Annotated in this window: 12 protein-coding genes; 3 read left to right on the forward strand and 9 right to left on the reverse strand. The window is 73.8% G+C overall.

Annotated elements, in window-relative coordinates; all coding sequences use genetic code 11:
• Positions 1-87: 87 nt before the first annotated feature.
• The gene (locus ACIOC1_RS07395; protein ID WP_401852507.1) at positions 88-3,903 is read right to left on the reverse strand and encodes a UvrD-helicase domain-containing protein; all 3,816 of its coding nucleotides are present in this window, start codon (positions 3,901-3,903) and stop codon (positions 88-90) included.
• Between the two features lie 347 nt (positions 3,904-4,250).
• On the reverse strand, positions 4,251-4,622 hold the full coding sequence (locus tag ACIOC1_RS07400) for an MGMT family protein (RefSeq protein ID WP_355348662.1): 372 nt from the start codon (positions 4,620-4,622) through the stop codon (positions 4,251-4,253).
• Between the two features lie 89 nt (positions 4,623-4,711).
• On the opposite strand from ACIOC1_RS07400, the gene ACIOC1_RS07405 reads away from it, so the two are divergent.
• Positions 4,712-7,810, forward strand: coding sequence for a lysylphosphatidylglycerol synthase domain-containing protein (locus ACIOC1_RS07405; RefSeq protein ID WP_401852510.1), 3,099 nt, complete (start codon positions 4,712-4,714; stop codon positions 7,808-7,810).
• 114 nt (positions 7,811-7,924) lie between these two features.
• Here the strand turns inward: ACIOC1_RS07405 and ACIOC1_RS07410 are convergent, their stop codons facing one another.
• A complete protein-coding gene (locus ACIOC1_RS07410) occupies positions 7,925-8,515 on the reverse strand; it encodes a hypothetical protein (RefSeq protein WP_401852512.1) in 591 nt (196 codons plus the stop codon).
• Between the two features lie 396 nt (positions 8,516-8,911).
• Between ACIOC1_RS07410 and ACIOC1_RS07415 the strand changes: the two genes are divergently transcribed.
• Positions 8,912-9,601: a hypothetical protein gene (locus tag ACIOC1_RS07415; protein ID WP_401852515.1), complete on the forward strand. Its 690-nt coding sequence runs from the start codon at positions 8,912-8,914 to the stop codon at positions 9,599-9,601.
• Complete coding sequence (locus ACIOC1_RS07420) at positions 9,598-10,701, forward strand: hypothetical protein (protein WP_401725631.1); 1,104 nt, start codon at positions 9,598-9,600, stop codon at positions 10,699-10,701. The genes ACIOC1_RS07415 and ACIOC1_RS07420 overlap by 4 nt, the downstream gene beginning before the upstream one ends.
• A gap of 93 nt (positions 10,702-10,794) precedes the next feature.
• Here the strand turns inward: ACIOC1_RS07420 and ACIOC1_RS07425 are convergent, their stop codons facing one another.
• The 6 genes from ACIOC1_RS07425 to ACIOC1_RS07450 all read right to left on the reverse strand — a co-directional run bounded on the left by ACIOC1_RS07425 (position 10,795) and on the right by ACIOC1_RS07450 (position 19,147).
• Positions 10,795-11,697: an FG-GAP repeat domain-containing protein gene (locus ACIOC1_RS07425; RefSeq protein WP_401852518.1), complete on the reverse strand. Its 903-nt coding sequence runs from the start codon at positions 11,695-11,697 to the stop codon at positions 10,795-10,797.
• Positions 11,698-11,957: 260 nt separating this feature from the next.
• A complete protein-coding gene (gene moeZ / locus ACIOC1_RS07430; protein WP_355348647.1) occupies positions 11,958-13,136 on the reverse strand; it encodes an adenylyltransferase/sulfurtransferase MoeZ in 1,179 nt (392 codons plus the stop codon).
• A 212-nt stretch (positions 13,137-13,348) separates the two neighbouring features.
• Positions 13,349-14,281 (reverse strand): spherulation-specific family 4 protein, encoded by a 933-nt coding sequence (locus tag ACIOC1_RS07435; protein ID WP_401852520.1) that lies wholly within the window; start codon positions 14,279-14,281, stop codon positions 13,349-13,351.
• On the reverse strand, positions 14,269-15,180 hold the full coding sequence (locus ACIOC1_RS07440) for an NAD(P)-dependent oxidoreductase (protein WP_188283310.1): 912 nt from the start codon (positions 15,178-15,180) through the stop codon (positions 14,269-14,271). Before ACIOC1_RS07440 ends, ACIOC1_RS07435 begins: the two co-directional genes overlap by 13 nt.
• A 167-nt stretch (positions 15,181-15,347) precedes the next feature.
• The gene (locus tag ACIOC1_RS07445; RefSeq protein WP_391052944.1) at positions 15,348-16,271 is read right to left on the reverse strand and encodes a hypothetical protein; all 924 of its coding nucleotides are present in this window, start codon (positions 16,269-16,271) and stop codon (positions 15,348-15,350) included.
• A gap of 1,142 nt (positions 16,272-17,413) precedes the next feature.
• Positions 17,414-19,147 carry a DUF3492 domain-containing protein gene (locus ACIOC1_RS07450; protein WP_355348641.1) on the reverse strand — a complete coding sequence of 578 codons (1,734 nt, stop codon included), beginning with the start codon at positions 19,145-19,147 and terminating at the stop codon, positions 17,414-17,416.
• Between the last annotated feature and the right edge of the window lie 221 nt (positions 19,148-19,368).

Here is a 19,368-nt window from a genome sequence, read left to right on the forward strand (position 1 = left end):
CCGGGGCACGGCCGTCGCTCGCACCGGGGCGCGGCCGTCGCTGACTCTGGGGCGCGGCCATCGCTCACACCGGGGCACGGAGGTCGTTCACTCCACCACCTGGCGTCCCTCCGGTCGCGCCGTACAGGCCGCCCGGAAGGCGCAGTTGGCGCAGTGCTGGCCGGTGGACGGGGTGAAGCGCTCGTCCAGGACGCGGCCCGCGGCCTCGGCCAGCAGCTCCTGCGCCCACTCCCCCGCCAGCGGTTCCTGGCGCTGCACGGCCGGTACGGTCTCGCCGCCTTCCTTGCGCGTCGCGCCGAGCCTGAGCTGGACGAGTTCGGCGCCGCCGGACGGCGGGCGGGTGTCGTTGAAGAGGGGGTCGACGGCGCCTTCGCGCACGGCGAGCTGGTAGACGGCGAGCTGCGGGTGGTGGGTGACCTCGGCCGCGGTGGGCTTGGAGCGGCCGGTCTTGAAGTCGACGACGTACGCGTTGCCCTCGGCGTCGGTCTCGACGCGGTCCATGCTGCCGCGGATCCGTACCCGGGCGTCGCCCGCCTCCAAGGTGACGTCGAAGCCGTGCTCGGTGGCGACGGGGGTACGGCCGCGCTCCATGACGTGCCAGCGCAGGAAGCGCTCCAGGGCCGCGCGGGCGTTCTCCTTCTCCTGCCGGGACTTCCACGGCGCGTCGAAGGCGAGGGCGTCCCAGACCGAGTCCAGCCGTTCCATCAGGACGTCGAGGTCGGCGGGGGCGCGTCCCGAGGCGACCTCGTCGGCCAGGACGTGGACGACGTTGCCGAAGCCCTGGGCGGCGGTGGACGGCGGTTCCGCCTTGACCTCGCGGCCGAGGAACCACTGGAGCGCGCAGGTGTTGGCGAGCTGGTCGAGCGCGCTGCCGGACAGGACGACGGGCTGGTCGCGGTCGCGCAGCGGAACGGTCGAGCGGGTCGGCTCGTACAGGCCCCACCAGCGGTCGGGGTGCGCGGCGGGCACGAGCGCGTACCCGTCGTCGTTGAGCGCCGCGAGCTTGGCCAGCCGGCGCGCGGCGGCGTCGCGCAGGGCGGGGGACGCGGCGGGGTCGACGGTGGTGGCGCGCAGTTCGGCGACGAGCGCCGCGACGGCCAGCGGGCGGCGCGAGCGGTGGGTGACGTCCTGCGGGGGCACGCCCAGCTCGGCCAGGAAGCGGGAGGGCTGGTCGCCGTCGTCGTTGGCCGACTTCACGGCCGTGACCAGCAGGCGCTCGCGGGCGCGGGTGGCCGCCACGTAGAACAGCCGCCGTTCCTCCGCGAGGAGCGCGCCCTGGCTGAGCGGCGGCGCGAGGCCGTCGGTGCCGATCCGGTCCGCCTCCAGCAGCGAGCCGCGCCGCCGCAGGTCGGGCCAGACGCCGTCCTGCACCCCGGCCACCACGACGAGCCGCCACTCCAGGCCCTTCGACCGGTGCGCGGTCATCAGGCGTACGGCGTCGGGGCGTACGGCCGGGCCGCCGAGCGTGTCGGCGACGATGTCGTGCGCCGACAGCTCCTCGATGAGGTTCAGCGCGCCCCGGCCGCCGGTGCGCTCCTCGGCCCGCGCCGCCGTCTCGAACAGCGCGCACACCGCGTCCAGGTCACGGTCGGCGTGGCGTCCGCCCGCCCCGCCCCGCAACGCCGCCCGCTCCAGCCTCCCCGGCCAGGGCGAGCCGTCCCACAGGCCCCACAGCGCCTCTTCCGCCGTGCCACCGCCTGCCAGCGTGTCCCGCGCGGCCCTCAGCAGCCCGCCCACCCGCAGCGCCCCCCGCGCATACGCCGGGTCGTGCGCCACCAGCCGCTCCGGCTCCCCCACCGCCTCCGCGATCAGCTCGTCCGACCCCCGCGGCACCGCGTGGCCCGCGGCCCGCTCCTCCTCCCGCAACGCCCGCCCCAACCGCCGCAGATCCGCGGCGTCCATCCCCCCCAACGGCGACGTCAGCAGCGCGACGGCGTCCTCCACCCCAACAACCACCCGCCCCACCCCCCGCCCGTCGCCCCGCGAAGACCCGTCGGGTGCCGCCGACGAAGCAGCGACCTCACCCCGCCCCTGCGGGCCGCCGAACGGCGCAGGCCCGGAAAGGGGGGCCGACGATCGGCCGGGCTCGGCGGGGCCGGCCGCCGACGCCGAGGACGCGCCGGGCCCTCCCGGCCCACCGGGCAGAGCGGGGTCGGCGGACCGCCCGCCCGCGTCCTCGCCGGACGCACCCTGCCCACCCGGCCGAGCGGCGTCCGCGTCCTCGCCGGGGATTCCCGGCCTACCCGGCCGAGCGGGTTCGGCGGACCCCCCGTCCGCGTCCTCGCCGGGCGCTCCCAGGCCGTCCGGCCGAGCGGAGTCCACGCCTCCGCCGGGCGTTCCGGGCCCACCGGGCAGAGCGGCGTCCGCGTCCCCGCCGGACGCTCCCAAGCCGCCAGGCCGAACGGAGTCCACGCCCCCGTCGGGCGTTCCCGGGGCGCCGGGCAGGGTGGGGGGCTCAGGGGCAGCCGACTCGGCTGCTAGGCGGAGGGCGAGGAGGAGGGGGGCGACGGCGGGCTCGGCGTGGAGGGGGATGTCGGGGGCGTCGAGGTGGACGGGGACACCGGAGGTGGTGAGGGCGCGGCGCAGGGCCGGGAGGGGCGAGGCGGAGCGCAGGAGGACGGCCATGTCGTGCCAGGGGATGCCGTCTTCGAGATGCGCGCGGCGCAGGGTGTCGGCGATACCGTCGAGTTCCGCGCCGGAGGTCGGATACGTGCGGACGGCGACCGCGCCGTCGGACCGTACGGCGTGCAGCGCGCGGTGCTGCCGTACGGCCGCGGCGGGCAGCTTGGGCAGCGGCATGCGGGTGGTGAGCCGCCGGGTGGCGTCCAGGAGTTCGGCCCCGGCGCGGCGGGAGACGGTGAGGACGCGGACGGCGGCGGCCTTGGCGTCGCGGGGCGGGAAGTCGGTGGGGAAGTCGAGGATGCCGTTGATGTCGGCGCCGCGGAAGGCGTAGATCGACTGGTCGGGGTCGCCGAAGGCGACCAGCGTGCGGCCCTGCCCCGCCAGCGCCTGGAGGAGCCGTACCTGCGCCGGGTCGGTGTCCTGGTACTCGTCGACGAAGACGGCGTCGTACCGCCCGGCCAGCTCCCGGTGCGTCTCGGGGCGTTCGGCGAGCAGCGCGGCCCGGTGGACGAGTTCGGTGTAGTCGATGACGCCTTGGAGATCGCTGACCTCCAGGTATTCGTCCAGGAAGGCCGCCGCCGCGGTCCAGTCGGGCCGCCCGATGCGGCGGGCGAAGTCCGCGAGGGCGCGCGGGCCGAGCCCCAGTTCGCGGCTGCGCGCGACCACCGCGCGCACCTCGTCGGCGAATCCGCGCGTGGTGCGCGCGGCCCGCAGGTCGTCCGGCCAGCGGAATTTGCCGCGCCCGTCGCGTTCGAGCATGGCCTCTCCGGCCAGCAGCTCGCGGACCAGCAGGTCCTGCTCGGGGCCCGACAGCAGCCTGATCGGGTCGGCGAACAGCTCGGGCGCCTGGTGCTCGCGGACCAGGGCGTAGCAGAAGGAGTGGAAGGTGGTGGCGTGCGGTGCCACCACTCCGCCGGTCGCGCCGCCCGGACCGTCGGGTTCCGCCGCCGCCCGCGCCGCCAGCCGGTCGCGCAGCTCGACGGCGGCCTTGCGGCTGAAGGTGAGCACGAGAATCCGGTCGGGATCCGTCCCGGCCCGCACCCGCGCGGTGACCGCCTCGACGAGCGTGGTCGTCTTGCCGGTGCCGGGCCCGGCCAGCACCAGCAGCGGCCCCTGCCCGTGCTCAACCACCGCGCGCTGTGCCGCGTCCAGCACAGGAGGCGTCGCGGCCACCGGCGGCGTCCGCACCAACCGGTACCCGCCGCCGCCCGCACCCCGGTGCGCCTGGTGCGGCACTGCCGAGGTGGCGGAGGAGGCGGAGGAGACCGAGGAGGATGTCACGTGGTTCGCCGGTTCTGTCGGGGCCAGGATCAGATGCGCGTACGGATTCGGGTGCGGGGTCGGTCGTGGGGTCGGTCACGGATTCTGCCGCGGGCTCTGGCACAAGCTCGGGCAGGAGGTCGGTCACAGGACCGGTCGCGGGATCGGTCACGGGGTCGGTCGCGGGCTCTGACGGTCGTACGGGGACGCGTACGGGACCGCGTACCGGGTCACGTACGCCGCCGGGATCGCGTTCCCGGACGGGAGCTGTCGACGCTACGCCACGCGCGGGATGTACTCCGTACGGACGGCCGATGCCATCGCGGCGGCGCCGATGACGGAAGCTGGAGGACATGAGTCCCCGGCCGTCAGCCGCTGCCGCCCCCCGCGAGGTCGGCGGCGCCCCCGTCCCAGCGGGCCCTGCGCATGTCGACGCGCGGTATGTGCCCCTCGGCGGCCGGGCCGCGCTCACGCAGCGGGGTGCCCTCGGCGCGGTACGCGTCCAGCGCGCTCAGCTCGTGGCCGGGCAGCAGCGTCCCGTCGGAGCGCACGACACGCCACCAGGTCACGCCGCCGCCGTACAGCGCCATGACCCGGCCGACCTGTCGCGGACCGCCTTCGCCCAGGTATTCCGCGACATCGCCGTATGTCATCACGCGGCCGGGCGGGATCAGTTCTACGGTGTCCAGCACCCGCTCCGCGTACTCCGTGGGGGCACCGGGGTCGTACTCCTCGCTCATCCGAACAATCCTGCCCCAGACCACCGACAACGGGGGGTTCCGGTCCCATTCGCAGACCTCTCATGCCACCATCGTCCGGGCGGTGACTGGTGATACGAGATCAAGAAGAAGAGACGGCTGGGGAGCAGCAGCCGGGCGCGGAGCAGGCCGGACCGGCCGACCGCGCCCCCGACGCGCTGCCCGCGCACCCCGCCGCGCCGGCCGCGAACGGGGCCCACAGGGCGCGCCTGTCCGACCTGCCCGTGCCCGACACCACGCGTGACGCCGTGGCCGAACCCGCGACGGACACCGGCCCGGACGCCGACCGGGCCGCCGCAGACGACACGACGCCCGAGGCCACACCCGACACCGCGCCCGGCACCGCGCCAGGCACGGCGTCCGGCGCCACGCCCGAGAAGACCCCGGACACCGCGTCCGGCACCGCCCCCGGCCCCGCTCCCACCCTGACCCCCGGGCCGGGACCCGGCACCGTCCTGGTCGACGAACCGCTGCTCGCCGCCCGCGTGCACCGCCCCGCCGACCTGATGCGCTTCCTGTTCGGGCTGCTGGGCATCGCGGTCGTGCTGGCCATCGCGGGCTTCGCGCACGCGACGACCACCGGCCTGGAGACGGACATCTCCAAGGGCGCCGACCACGCGCCCGACGCCCTGTCGTCCTTCGCGGGCCTGACCGCGAGCATCGCCGTACTGATCGTGCCGGTCGCCTTCGCGATCGAGCGGCTGGTCAAGCGGGACGGGCTGCGGATCGCCGACGGCGTCCTGGCGGCCGTCCTCGCGCACGGCGCCGCGCTCGCCACCGACTTGTGGGTGACCAGTTCCGCGCCGAATCCGATCCAGGAGGCGCTGACCCACAGCGCGCCCGGCGGCACCGGCCTCACCGACCCCGTGCACGGCTATCTCGCGCCCGTCATCGCCTATGTGACGGCGGTCGGGATGGCGCGCAGACCGCGCTGGCGGGTCGCGCTGTGGTTCGTGCTGCTGCTGGACGCCTTCGCGGTGCTGGTCGGCGGCTACACGACACCGTTCTCGATCGCCGTGACCGTGCTGATCGGCTGGACGGTCGCCTACGGCACGGTCTACGCGGTCGGCTCGCCGAACGTCCGGCCGACCGGGCAGCACCTGCTCGCGGGCCTGCGCCGGGTCGGCTTCGCGCCGCAGACCGCGCGCCGGGTCGAGCTGGACGGCCCGGAGACCGCGGACTCCGACCGCGGCCGGGCGTATCTGGTGACGCTGGAGGACGGCCCGCCGCTGGACGTCACGGTGGTCGACCGGGAGCAGCAGGCGCACGGTTTCTTCTACCGGCTGTGGCGGCGGCTCGCCCTGGTCGGCGGGATCACGCAGCGGCGCAGTCTGCTGTCGCTGCGGCAGGCGCTGGAGCAGGAGGCGCTGCTGGCGTACGCGGCCATCGCCGCCGGGGCCAACGCGCCGAAGCTGATCGCCACCTCCGAGCTGGGCCCCGACGCGGTGATGCTGGTCTACGAGCACATCGGCGGCCGGCGGTTCGACTCGCTCGCGGACGACGAGATCACCGACGACCTGCTGCGCGAGGCGTGGACGCAGGTGCGGGCGCTCCAGTCGCGGCGGATCGCGCACCGGCGGCTGGTCGGTGAGTCGCTGCTGGTGGATCGTTCCGGCAAGGTCGTGCTGACCGAGCTGCGCGGCGGTGAGATCGCGGCCGGGGACATCGTGCTGCGGATGGACATCGCGCAGATGCTGACGACGCTCGCGCTGCGGGTGGGGCCCGAGCGCGCGGTGGCCTCGGGGCTCGCGGTGCTCGGTCCCGACCGGGTCGCCAACTCGCTGCCGCTGCTCCAGCCGATCGCGCTGAGCCGGGAGACCCGGGCGCGGCTGAAGGTGCTCGGGCGGGCCCGCGCGCAGCGCGAGCGGGACGCGGTGCTCGCGGCGTCGGCGGCGGAGAAGGAGGCACGGGCCGCGGAGCGCGCGCACGGCGCGGAGGTGGCGCACGGCGGCGCGACGGCGGCGGTGCCGCCAGGGGACCTCAGAGCCGGGGACCTCAAGGCCGGGGATCTCAGAACCGGGGATCTCAGAACCGGAGACCTCAGAGCCGGGGACCTCAAGACCGGGGACCTCAAGGCGGGCAAGCTCAAGGCGGGCCGGAAGGCCGAGCGCAAGGCCGAGAGCAAGGCGGAGAAGCGGGCCATAGAGGACGCGCTGGAGGAGGCCCGCGAGGACGACCTGCTCTCCCTCATCCGCCAGCAGGTGCTGCTGATCCGTCCGCAGGCGCCGGTCGAGCCGGTCCGTCTCGAACGTATCAAGCCGCGCACGCTGATCACGGTGATCGCGGGCGCCTTCGCCGCGTATTTCCTGCTGTCCCAGCTCAGTTCCGTGCCGATCGGCGACGCCATCGCCAACGCCGACTGGCGGTGGGCGGTGATCGCGGTCCTCGGCTCCGCGGCCAGTTACGTCGCCGCCGCGTGCGCGCTCTCCGGGTTCGTACCGGAGCGGCTGTCGCTGGTGAAGACGGTCCTCGCGCAGGTCGCCGGGTCGTTCGTGAAGCTGGTCGCCCCGGCCGCGGTCGGCGGTGTCGCGCTCAACACCCGCTACTTGCAGAAGGCGGGCGTACGGCCCGGCCTGGCGGTGGCGAGCGTCGGCGCCTCCCAGCTCGTCGGCCTCGGCTCGCACGTGGTGCTGCTGATGGCGTTCGGCTTCATCACCGGTACGGAGAAGACGCCGTCGCTGTCGCCGTCCCGTACGGTCATGGCCGGGCTGCTGACCGCGGGCGTGCTGGTGCTGGTCGTCACGGCGGTGCCCGCGCTGCGGAAGTTCGTCTCGACGCGGGTACGCGCGCTGTTCGCCGGGGTCGTGCCGCGCATGCTGGACGTGCTCCAGCGGCCCGCGAAGCTGATCACCGGCATCGGCGGCACGCTGATGCTGACGGTCACCTTCGTGATCTGCCTGGACGGCTGCGTACGGGCCTTCGGCGGCCACCTCAGTTACGCGGCCATCGCCGTCGTCTTCCTCGCGGGCAACGCGCTGGGGTCCGCCGCGCCCACCCCCGGTGGCGTCGGGGCCGTCGAACTCGCCCTCACCGGTGGCCTGATCGCCGCCGGGCTGCCGAAGGAGGTCGCCACTCCGGCCGTGCTCTTCTTCCGGCTGCTGACCTTCTGGCTGCCGGTGCTGCCCGGCTGGGTCTCCTTCCACCACCTCACCCGCAAGGGCGAGCTTTAGCGGGCGGGTTGACGTACTCCGCGGCCGGCCGGTTCCCGGCGCCGTACGACGCCGGGAACCGGCCGGCCGACCCCGCCGACCGGTCCGAAGGACCGAATCAGCGGGCCCCGCGCGCTACTTGATGTCGGAGATCTTCTTCGTCGCCAGGTCCGACCGCACCTTGAGCGTCTGGTACGTCTCGTGGCCCTTCCCGCCGAACGTCAGGCGCACATTGGTGAAGGCGTGTCCCGCGCCGCTGCCCGCGTACGTCACGCGCCACGCCGTCGGTACGTCCTGGGCGCGCAGCACGCCGTCCGCGTGGTTCTTCTTCTCCCACGCGGCGAGCTTCTTCTGGAGGCCCTTGGTCAGGAAGTGCGACCGCAGGTCGGCGCCGAGGTGGCCGCTGTCGGTGTCCCAGACGGCATCGATGTAGGACCCGTAGAAGTCGGCGACGCGGCCCGTCGTGGACTGCGGGCTGCCGGAGCCGATCACCGGCTCGGCCTTGGCGCCCTTGTGGGCCTTGTGCGCCGTGGGCGCCTTGTGCGCGACCGCGTGCCCGTGCCCGGTCGTGCGGGACTGCCCGGTCGTGTGGGACGCGGTCCGCGGCTGGGACTGCGCCTGCGCCGCGGCGGCGGGTACGGCGACCGCGAGCGCCACCGCGGCCGTGGTGAGGGCGATACGGCGGACGGTACGGGTGCGGGTACCGGTGGTGCGGCTCTGCTGCATGACGTGCCTTGCCTTTCGAAGGTTCTTCGAGGGCTCGGGTGCTCCGCGCCACGCGAAGTCGTCGTGTTCTCCGCGGTGTTCGACGCGTTCGAGCCCATTCGCTGCTTTTACGGCGTTTGTTCGGGACCCACCACTTGTATCCAATAGGTCGCCGACTATCCGTTAGGAGGGGTTGTGTCCTTGCCGGGTTGCGCGGCATCCGGGTGGAATCGGCGGCTGTGCCGTCGCGGTGACCCGCACGTGACCGAACCAGCACACTTCCCCTCTCAACACGGGCCGCCGCCTTGGGTACGTTGGATTCCACTTGGATACGGGGCCAAGGGGTGTTCGGCGTTCGATGTGTTGTTCGGCCGGTGCCCGTCGGTGCCCGGTGAGCACCGATCGGGAGCGTTGACCATGCGAGTCCACTGCGGCGCCACGGCCGCCGCGTTGACGGCGACCGCCGTCCTGGCGCTGTCCGCCTGCGGCGGTGGGGGTGGCGGCTCCGACACGATCGACGGGGATGCGGCGAACACCGCCTCCCCCACCGCGACGGCCGCCTCTCCCACGGCGTCGGCGTCCGCCGAGCCGACCGCGCCGCCCGTGACGCAGGATCCGAACCTGGCGCTGCCGGGCGATCTGAAGCTGGTCTTCGACTGGCCCGCGCCGACCGGTCACGCCGAGGCCGCCGCGCTGGGCAACGCCGCCAACTTCATGCGCAGCATCGCCCACGGCATCGTGAAGCGGAATGTCAACGAGCCGCTGGTGGCGCAGTACGCGCAGCCGGGCGGCAGCGCCGCCGCGTATGCCCGTACGCAGATCGGGCAGGCGGTGGACGGCGGCTGGACCGAGACCGGCACCGACCGCTTCTACCGGCCCACGGTGAAGGTGACCTCGGCGAAGACCGCCGCCACGGTCGGCTTCTGCGACTTCCAGGGCAAGGTCTACGGCAAGGACGTCAGGTCGGGCAAGCTCCTCGGCACCGCGGTCACCGACAGCAGTTACGTGTACTTCACGATCGTCATGGCCAAGTTCCCCGCGGGGGCCGACCTGTGGCAAGCCGTGTCCGTCGATGCGAAAGCGAAGGCAACGCAATGCAAGGAGTGACCACCCCATCGGGCCCGGCAACGGGCCTGCGCCGTGCGGCTCTTGGCGCGGCCACCGCGATCCTCGTGACGGCCGCCACGGCCACCGTCGCCGCCCCGGCCTTCGCCGACGTGCCCGGCGGCAAGACCAGCGGCTCGGGTGACGACAAGGGCAATCTGAGCGCGGGCGTCCAGGTCACCTATCCCACGGACACCAGCACGAAGGGCTCGGGAGGCCATTCGCTCGGCGCCGCCGACAATGTGACGTGGACGCCGCCGCCGTGCTGGATCGGCCCCGTCGCCGGCCCCGCCGAATTCAAGAAGATGGTCGAGAAGCAGGTCAAGGAGACCAACGAGTATCCGGGCCAGGCCAATTACGCCATGCAGGCCATGGACGAGTACAAGAAGCACTATTCGGAGGGCAGGACCTGGAGCGGCAACGGCGAGAAGGCGTACAAGAACTTCAATCTCGACCAGCAGGGCAAGGGCGCTTTCTGGGGGCCGGTGACGAATCCCAACTCCGACAGCCCCGACCGCTTCGACTGCAACGGCACGCTGCCCTTCTGGGTCCCCAACGGCCAGCGCCCGCCCGCCGGTACGCCGAATGTGATCACCACGGAGATGCTGGCCAGGCTCGCCTTCGCGCACACCAAGGTGCCGGGCGTGGACATCCGGACGAATCCGGTGGGCACCCAGACCGTCAATCTGCCCACCTGGGTGACGCTGAACGAGAACTACGCGCCGGTCACCGTCAGGGCCGAACTCAACATCCCCGGCGCGCAGGCCATGTGGGCCGAGACGACGGCCACGCCGACCAGCGTCCACATCGATCCGGGGACGTCGGACGCCACCGTGTACCCGTCCTCCGCCGAGTGCCCCATCGGCAAGGGCGGCCAGGTCGGCGCCCCGTACACCGAGGGCGCCACCGGCAACCCGCCGTGCGGTGTGACGTATCGGCGCTCCACGCAGAGCACCGGCGCGTACGACCTGAACGTGACGGCCACCTGGAAGGTCTCCTGGCGCGGTTCGGACGGCGCGGCCGACAACCCGCCGCTGCCGAACGGTGTGATCACCCAGGACCACCCGGTCACGGTCCAGGAGATCCAGACCGTCAACCGCTGAACCGGACCATGTGAGAGGCCCGCCGCCCGGAGGAGTTCCGGGCGGCGGGCCTCGTTTCACGGTCGAACGGCGCGATCCGGAGGACGGCGCGGCTTAGAACAGGTAGTTGTACGTGTTCCAGCCGCCGCCGATCTTCACGCGGGCCGCGAACGGGGCGCCGGCGTTGCCGGTGCCCTTGTACAGCCACAGGACACCCGACGTGTCGCGGGCGATCAGGTCGTTGCGACCGTCACCGCTGGTGTCGCCCAGGCTGAGGATCTTGTTGTAGGTGTTCCACCCACCGCCGATCTTCGTCCGCGCGGCGAACGGCGCGTCGATGTTGCCGGTGCCCTTGTAGAGCCAGAGCGCACCGCTGCTGTCGCGGGCCACGATGTCGGGCTTGCCGTCACCGGTGAGGTCACCGCGGCCGGCGATCTGGTTGTAGGTGTTCCACCCACCGCCGACCTTGCGCTTCTTGGCGAACGTGCCGTCCGCGTAGGACAGGTAGAGCCACAGCACGCCGCTGCTGTCACGGGCGAGCAGGTCCGGGTTGGCGGCGCCGCCGACGTTGCCCGGCGTCACGAAGGCGTTGTAGACGTTCCAGCCGGTGCCGATCACGGTGCCCTCGTCGGGCGAGGCCGCCGAGAAGATCCGGAGCGTGCCGCCGAACCGCGCGTAGACGTTCACGTGCGTGTCGTTGCCCGAGTTGTTCTTGAAGAACGCGTTGGCGCTGCCCATCCCGTAGCCGGTCTGGGTGCGGGAGCCGAAGCCGTTCGCCTTCGGCGGGTAGCTCCAGATCCGGCCGCTGGAGTCGCGGCCGTCGATGCCGAACGACCAGATCTTGTCGTCCTGCGCGGCGTTCGTGGAGAACGCCGAGACGCCGGGTGCGGCGGTGTGGCTCTGCGCGTCCTTGACGGTGGTGAGCGCGGGTGAGCCGCCCTCGGCGCTGGCGGCGACGGAGGCGCCCAGCACCATGGCGAGCGTGCCCGCCGTCACCGCGGCGGCCCTGGCCTTCATTCCCCGTCCGGTCCGCCGGTTTTTCTGCGTTTTCACGTAGTGGTCCCCCTCAGTGAAATGTCCCTGCTCCGTACGGATCACTCCGCACGGGAGCCCCTGACGCTACCTCCTTCGCCCCCCGGCTCTCTCATGGGCAGGTCATGGGTCCGTCACAGTTTCGATACCGTCAAGGGCATCTGGAACAACAGGACATGACGGGACGGCGGAGGGGCCCGGTGCGTGGCACCGGGCCCCTCCGCCGTGAGACCGCTTCAACTGGCTTAGTACACCGGCTTGTCGGGCTCGATCGTGTTGACCCAGCCGATCACGCCGCCGCCGACGTGCACGGCGTCGGAGAAGCCCGCGGACTTCAGGACGGCGAGGACCTCCGCGGAGCGCACACCGGTCTTGCAGTGCAGGACGATCCGCTTGTCCTGCGGCAGGTGCTCCAGGGCGCTGCCCATCAGGAACTCGTTCTTCGGGATGAGCTTCGCGCCGGGGATGGAGACGATCTCGTACTCGTTCGGCTCGCGGACATCGATGACCTCGATGTTCTCGCCGTCGTCCATCCACTCCTTGAGCTGCTTGGGAGTGATGGTCGAGCCGAGCGCGGCCTCCTGGGCCTCCTCGGACACGACGCCGCAGAACGCCTCGTAGTCGATCAGCTCGGTGACGGTCGGGTTCTCGCCGCAGACCGCGCAGTCCGGGTCCTTGCGGACCTTCACCGTGCGGTACGTCATCTCCAGGGCGTCGTAGATCATCAGGCGGCCGAGCAGCGGCTCGCCGATGCCCGCGAGCAGCTTGATGGCCTCGGTGACCTGGATCGAGCCGATGGACGCGCACAGCACGCCGAGGACGCCGCCCTCGGCGCAGGAGGGGACCATGCCGGGGGGCGGGGGCTCCGGGTAGAGGCAGCGGTAGCAGGGGCCGTGCTCGGACCAGAAGACCGATGCCTGGCCGTCGAAGCGGTAGATGGAGCCCCAGACGTAGGGCTTGCCCAGCAGCACGCACGCGTCGTTGACCAGGTAGCGGGTCGCGAAGTTGTCCGTGCCGTCGACGATCAGGTCGTACTGGGAGAAGATCTCCATCACGTTCTCGGCTTCGAGCCGCTCTTCGTGCAGGACGACGTTCACGTACGGGTTGATGCCCTTGACGGAGTCGCGGGCGGATTCGGCCTTCGAGCGGCCGATGTCGGCCTGGCTGTGGATGATCTGACGCTGGAGGTTCGACTCGTCGACCTCGTCGAATTCGACGATGCCGAGCGTGCCGACGCCCGCGGCGGCCAGGTACATCAGGGCCGGAGAGCCGAGCCCGCCGGCGCCGACACACAGCACCTTGGCGTTCTTCAGCCGCTTCTGGCCGTCCATTCCCACGTCGGGGATGATCAGATGGCGCGAATACCTGCGGACCTCGTCAACGGAGAGCTCGGCGGCCGGCTCGACCAGGGGTGGCAGCGACACAGGGACCTCAGCAATACGGTTGGTCGGTCATCAGTCAGTACGTGCGGTACGTGCTGTCCCTGCAACACTGCCACGCCGGTCTTCATTCCAAGACACCCGGTCCGAGGACCGAGACGGAATCGGCTCACATCCCGGTCACGTCCCGGTCACGCTCCGGCCGCACTCCCCCCGCGCCCTGGCCATGCCCGGTCCGAGGGGCCGCCGCGCCGGTGCTACGTGCTCGGCGACGGCTGTTTGCGCAGCATACGGACGGCTTCGTGCCAGTATCCGGCCAGGCCCGCCCACGGGTCGGCGCCGTCCCGGTCCGTGCGGTCGGTGAGGCACACCGTGGACGCGCCCTGCCAGCGGGCGATCCGCAGGGCGGTGTCCAGATGGGACCTGGGCAGGCCGTGCACCAGGTGCACGAAGCGTTCCGGCGGGTACGCGGCCGTCCACTCCGGCGCCTCCGACCAGCGGTAACTGGTCCAGGGGCCGCAGAAGGTGACGAGCTGGTCGGCCAGTTCGGCGTATCCGGGCCACGGGTGCTCGCCGTGGCCGAGGACGATCTGGCCGCCGCCGCTCTCCGGCAGGCGCGAGGCGGCGGCTCCCGCTCTCCCGCTGTTCCCGCTGGCCCCGCTGCCCCTTCTGCCTCTGCTGTCCCCGCTGTCCGCGGCGTCCTCGTTGCCCTCCGTGCCCCCGGTGTCCTCCGTGCCCCCGGGGTCCTCGTCGTCCGCGTGCAGCAGTGCCCGCAGCGTGGTCACCACCCGGCGGCACTCGGCGGCGTCGGCGCGGCCGGTCGGGGCGCGGTCCAGGTAGAAGCCGTCGACCCGGTACCAGTCCAGGTAGTGGGAGGCGTCGGCGAGCAGGTCGCCGAAGGGCCGGGTGCCGTTGCGGCAGTCCAGCAGTCCGAGGACCGGGACGCCGTTCTCACGGACGCGGCCGACGACCTCTCCGTACAGCGGGTCGGGCCGCGTACCGGGGCCGCGGGCCACGTCGAAGGCGGCCCAGTGCAGCGGCGCCCCCGGCCGGGCCAGTTCGGCCCATTCGGTGGGGGCGACCAGCGGGTGCGCGAACGCCGGGACGCCGAAGCCCATCGCGTCCCGGCCCGCGCCCGCACGACGGCGCAGTCCCGTGCCCCACTGGTGCGGTCGCGTCAGACGCGACATGCCGCCTCCATCCACACATCGGCCAGGGACTCCTCCAGGCCGATCCGGGGCCGCCAGCCGAGCCGGTCCCTGGCGGTACGGACGTCGGCCTGCTGCCAGCCGCCGCAGCCGTCGGGGTACGGGGGCGGCCCGGCGGAGGCGGGCGTCTCGTCCAGCTCGTGCAGCGAGCCCTCGTAGCCCGCCACATGGGCGAGGGCCGCGGCCATCTCACGCATCCGGACGGCCCGGCCGCTGCCGATGTTCACCACGCCCTGCGCGGCGGACAGCGACGCGGCGTGCACGGCGCGGGCCACGTCGCGGGCGTCGATGAAGTCGCGCTGGACGCCGAGGCCGCCGAGTTTCAGCTCGCCGTCGCCGTTCTGCATCGCGCGGCGCAGGGTCTCGGCGACCCGGCCGAGCGGGGCCCCGGTCGGGGTGCCGGGGCCGACCGGGCTGAACACCCGCAGCACCACCGCGTCGAGACCTGAGCTGAGGACCAGTTCGGTCGCGGCGAGCTTGCTGACGCCGTACGGGCCGCCGGGGCGCGGCACCGCGTCCTCGCCGGTGGACGCGCCCTGCGGCGAGGGCCCGTACTCGGAGCCGCAGCCGAGCTGGACGAGCCGGGCGTCGACCTGGCTGCGGCGCATCGCCTCGCAGACGGTGGCGACGGCGACGGTGTTCTGCCGGGTCAGCTCGCGGGCACCGCCCCTGGTCGTACCGGCGCAGTTGATCACGACTCCGGGGTGCACGGCGTCCAGGAACCTGGCGAGGACGCCGGGCGCGCCGCTCGCCAGGTCGAAGCGGACGTCCGCGTCATCGCTCCTGCCGAGCGCGGTGAGCTGGACGGCGGGGTCGGCGAGGAGCCGCTCCGCGACATGCCGGCCGAGGAAGCCGTCGGCTCCGAGCAGCAGCACTCTCATCGCGTGCCTCCGAGTGCCTGCGCCGAGTGTCCCGTCGTGCGCCCGCGGGGCGGAAGGCCGTCCTCGCGGACGAGGAGGGGGCGTGCCGGGCGTCGGGCCGCGGTCGGGGTCGGGGCGGTTCGGTACCTGGTCAAGGGGTGTTCTCCTGGTCGTTCGTTCTGCTGAGGTCAGGGGTGGTGGCGCGGCGGCGGCCGGTGCGCGGAGGCACGGGGCAGCACGCGGAACGCCTGCGCGGTCAGCACGAGTGCGGCGGCGCCGCAGATGACGGCTTGCGCGGTGGCGGGGGCAGGGCCGAGGTGCAGGGGGGTCGCGGCGAGGGTCAGCGCCTCGGCGGCGCAGGCCGCTCCGAGACCGGCCGCCGCGTGGCCGGGGAAGCCGTGCACGGACAGCAGGCGCGCGGCGAAGAGCAGCAGGCCGAGGGCGGCCGGTCCGGCCAGTGGCGCGGAGCCCGCGACGGCGGTGGCCGTGTCGAGCAGGGCGATCAGCGCGACGGCGTACGCGGCGAGGGCCGCGGCCAGGCGGGGGCGTACGGCGTCGGCGAAGTCCGACAGGCCGTGGCTGGGGGCGAGTTGGGCCCTGGAACGGACGGCGAGCCAGTGCGCGCAGTACGCGGCGGGCAGCAGGGCGAAGGTGAGCGCCGCGAGGGTGGCGGCGCCGGCGGTGCGGCCGGTGGCGTGCCCGGCGTACAGCGCGTAGCCGAGCAGGCCGTACGTCCATACGGCGGCGCCCGCGCCGCGCTCGACCCGCAGCGGTCCGATCCGTACGGCGGCCCACGCGACGACGGCGACGAACGCCAGCAGCGGCAGCCGTACGCTTCCGGGGGCTCCGGCCGCCAGCGCGCACACCGCGCCCGGCACCGCCTGCGCGGCCCCGGTCCGCCAGCGCGGCAGGGCCCGTTCCCGCTCCCCCGGCGCCGCCTCCAGTCGGCGTACCGCCCTCGGGACCCGCGCGTACAGCTCCTCCGCGAGCCCGAAGACGTCCCGGTGCCGCAGGCGTCGCGCGGCTCCGTCCGTCACGCCGTGGGCTTCCAGCCCGGCCGCGATCTCCCACTCGTCCACGGCTCCCGCGATCAGCGCCTCGTGCCGGTGCATCACTCCCCGTACGGGGTCGGCGGGCCCCCTGCGCCGCGGCTCGTCCGCGGCGCCCGGCCGCGCCCCCGCCCGAAAGTCCGCCACCCGTCCGCCGGCCTGCGGCCCGCCCCGCGCGGCCCGTCGCCCGCCGTCGATCCCCACCAACCGCCCTCCGGGCCGCGCCTCCCCACCCGCCCCCGCCCCAGCACCGCGTAGCCCCGCACCCTCGGCGTCCAGGCCGACCGGCCGCGACCGACGCCCCTCGGCAGCCGGGCCGTCGTGGACCCCCGAGTCCTCTTCCACGACAGGCACTTCGCCTACGGAAGCGCCCGCGCCCGCCTCGGCCCCCTCAGCAACGCGGAGGCCCGCGCCCGAGCGGGAATCGTCGTCGGCGTCCAAGCCAACCGGCACCGGACCGCCCCGCTCGCGAGCGAGGCCGTCGAACGCGTCCGAGTCCCGGTCCACGACAGCCACTTCGGATACGGAAACGTTCGTGCCCGGGCGGGTCTCGGACCGCATGAGGCCCGCGCCGCTCACCGATGCGGCGCTGTCCGGGTCCGCGAGGCGAGCGTCAGGCAAGCCGTGCGCCCCGTCATCACCCGGGTTCGTCGGCCGGGGCTCGGGCCGCCGCGCCGAATCCGCGTGGGCCTGCGGCTCGTCGGTGACGCGGGGGCCCGCGCCTGAGCGGGGCTCGCGCTGCTCGCGAGCGGAGCCGCCAAGCAGGGCCGAGTCCCGGTCCGCGACGGGCACTTCGGATGCGGAAGCGTCCGGACTCGATGGCGCGGGGGCTCCGAACGAATCTGCGCGGGTCGGGGCGGCTGGGCGGGGCTGGGCGGCGGTCTCGGGCGCGGCGGCGGGCGGTTGCGCGTCGTCCGCGACGGCGGTCCGGGACCGTACGCGCGACGGGTCGCCGTCCGGGGGGGCCGGACGCAGCTCGGCCGGGTGCTCGTCGGAGTCCGGGTTCCGCGCCGGGAGGCGGGAGGCGCCGAAGAGGGCCGTGACCGTCTCGTCGAGGGAGTGGGGGGTGGCCTCGTCGTCGTAGGCGTCTATGTCTATGGCGGTGGGGTCGTCGGGGTCGTGGGGCGGGAGCCGCAGGGGTGAGGCGGGCGGGGCGGCCTGGGCGGTGAGGCGGGTGAGTAAGGCGTGGGCGGGGGTCGGCGTGGTCATGAGGGGGAGCCTCCGGAGGCGGACGGGGCACCTACGGGTTCGGGGGTGCGGGACCAGGCGGGGTGGGCGGGGGTGGGGGCCAGGCGGGCCGGGACGTGCGACTCGGCGGGGGCCGTGAACGGCCGCGGATCGCCCGCCGCGTCGAGCAGCGGCTCGCGCCGCACGGGATGGTGCGCGACCACGTCGAGATAGCTCTCGCGGAAGGCGTCCACGCACCGGGTGACGGTGAAGAGCGCGAGCGCCCGCTCCCGGGCCGCGGCCCCGAGCCGCGACGCCCGCTCGGGCCCGCGCAGCAGATCGACGACGGCGTCCGCCAGCGCCTTGGGGTTGCGCGGCGGCACGACGAGCCCGGTGCCGCCGATGACCTCGCGGACGGCCCCCACGTCGGTGGACACGGTGGGCCGCCCGCAGAACATCGCCTCCACCAGGCTCAGCGGAAAGCCTTCCGCGCTGCTGGAGAGCACCACGACGTCGCCCGCGGCGTACGCGTCGGCGAGTTCGGGCGCGCCGGGCGACCCGATCTCCTCGAAGCTGACGGGACTCTCACCGACGGCGTTGGCGTCGGCGGCCTCGTACGGGAAGAGCTGCGCGGCGAGCGTCCGGCAGTGCCCGAGGTAGGAGGCCGCGCGTTCGTCGGCGGCCCGCAGTCGCAGGTAGAAGATCCGCAGCCGCGCCCGCGGCTCGTCCGCGCGTATCGCGCGGAAGGCGTGCAGCAGCGCGATGAGGTCCTTGGCCGGATCGATCCTGCCGACCCAGGCGAGCGTGGGGTCGGCGTGCGCGGCGGGCGCGGTGGCCTCGGCCTCGGCGGCCTCGCCCGCGAGGGCGAAGCGCGCCGCGTCGATCCCCGGATGGATGGTCCGCATCCGGTCGCGCGGCGCCCCGCACCGCTCCTGCCAGCGCCGCACATGTGTGGAGCCGGGCGTGACGAGCGCGGCCTGCCGGTAGCTCTCCCCGGCGAGCAGCCGGTGGTAGTCGCCGAGCACCACCCGTACGGCTCCGGCCAGTCCGGCCGCGCGGTTCCCGAGCAGCGCCTCCCGTACCCGCACGGTGTACTCGGTGACGATGAGCGGCGTTCCGCAGAACCGTTTGGCCAGCAGGCCGGGCAAGGCCGCCGGGCCCCCGGAGACGGCGTGGCAGACATCGACGGCGCCCAGTTCGCTCGACCCGTACCAGGGCGCGGACAGCGGCCTGAGCTGGCGTTCCAACAGCTCGGCGACGGCGAGGAGTTCGGTGACGACGATGTCGCCGAGCACGGGACGCACGCCGGGGGCGCGGCACGCCGACTCCAGGGCGGCGAGCGCGTCCTCGCCGCGCAACAGGTCGGGCAGGCCGCCGTGTTCTGCGGCGACCTCGGCGAGACCGTACAGCCCGGAGGCGAAACGGTCCGCCCGGTCGGCGGAGCCGAGCCCGGCGCCGCCGGCCAGCGCCGCGACCAGGTCGCGGTAGTGGGTGAGGAAGTCGGCGCGTCTGGCGCGTCTGGCCGCCCGGCCGCCGCCGCACGTCGGCGCGAGGGCGGCGGCCGGGGGCTCCCCCCAGAGGCGTTCCGCGCGGAACCGCCGTACGTGCGACGGCACTTCGACGCGGCCCCCCGCCTCCGTCCGCGGTGACCGGCTGAGCGCGTACACGTCGAATTCGTGGTGCGCGAGACCGCGGACGAGCCGGTCGCACCACGCACCCCCTTCACCTCGCGCGTACGGGTAACCACCCTCGGTGAGCAATGCGATACGCACGTGTACGCCCCCTTTCTCCCTGGCTCGGCCACAACGGAATGTCGGCCGGGTGGCGCCCACGGGACCTGCGTCCGCCCGGCGCGAAGACGTTATTCCGGTACGGCGGTGGGGGGGGGGGGGGGGGGGGGGGCCGGCCCCCCCCCCCCCCGGGCGGCGGGGCCAGTAACAACACAACCACCCGAAATTTTTGAACTTAGGGGTGTGGAACCAACAAAAACAAA

This window comes from Streptomyces sp. NPDC088197 (assembly GCF_044741185.1).
Taxonomy (GTDB): domain Bacteria; phylum Actinomycetota; class Actinomycetes; order Streptomycetales; family Streptomycetaceae; genus Actinacidiphila.